This window comes from Falsiroseomonas oryzae (genome assembly GCF_027856955.1).
GTDB classification, from domain to species: Bacteria; Pseudomonadota; Alphaproteobacteria; order Acetobacterales; family Acetobacteraceae; genus Falsiroseomonas; species Falsiroseomonas oryzae.
The window spans coordinates 1-808 of record NZ_JAPSMD010000927.1; the positions used below are offsets into that span (position 1 = coordinate 1).

1 protein-coding gene is annotated in these 808 nt (G+C 77.6%); it reads right to left on the bottom strand.

Annotation, left to right across the window (positions count from 1 at the left end; all coding sequences use genetic code 11):
- Positions 1-808: PDC sensor domain-containing protein (locus tag OZN99_RS32740; protein WP_270939348.1), on the bottom strand; the 808-nt coding region annotated here is incomplete at both ends.

The window sequence follows — 808 nt, forward strand, 5'->3', positions numbered from 1 at the left end:
CCGCGCGGCCTGCGCGTAGACCGGCCAGCCCTCGATCCGCCGCACCGCGTACAGGCGGCGCACGCCGTCCACCACCGACGTGCCCATGAAGGCCGCCCGCTCGGCGCCGCCGGCGATGCCCTGGGCGAAGGGGCCAGCCGGCGGCAGCCGCACCGGCGCGCCCAGGCCGGTGCTGCGCGCGAGGACCTCGCCGTCGGCGCGGATCAGCACAGCGACGTCGGACTCGCGCGGCATGATCCGGCGCAGCCCCTCGGCGAGGCGGTTCGGGTAGACCGAGAGGTTCACCACCCCTTCGAAGGCGCCGGGCGGCAGGTCCGCGTTGCCCGTGCCGGTCCGGCGGCGGCTGACGGCGAAGAAGACCGAGTCGTCGAGGCGGCCGGTGTGGACCCGGCTGACATGCGCAGCGGGCGCGCCGTCGGCGCGGAGGTCCAGGAAGAAGTCGCGGTCGGCGGCGGGCCACGCCGCGCGGGGCACCGGGAAGATGTTGGCGCTGAGCAGCACGGCGCCGTCGCGGTCGATCACGTAGGCCGCCTCGGCCTGCGGCATCTCGGCGACCAGCGCTCGCAGCTCCCGGTGGAGCTCGGCCTCGCGGGCATGGACCGCCTCGTCGGGCAGGCCGCGGAGCAGGGCGTCCACGCGGCCCGCGGCGGCGGCGTGCGCGCCCAGCACGCGCAGCCCGTACTCGGCGACGGCCTCGGCGGCCTGGGCGACCTCGGCCTCCGCGGCGGTCCACGCGTTCCTCCAGGCGGCCCAGGCACCGAGCACCATGAGCAGCACCGGCAGGGCGACGAGCGCGGCGAGTAGGGCG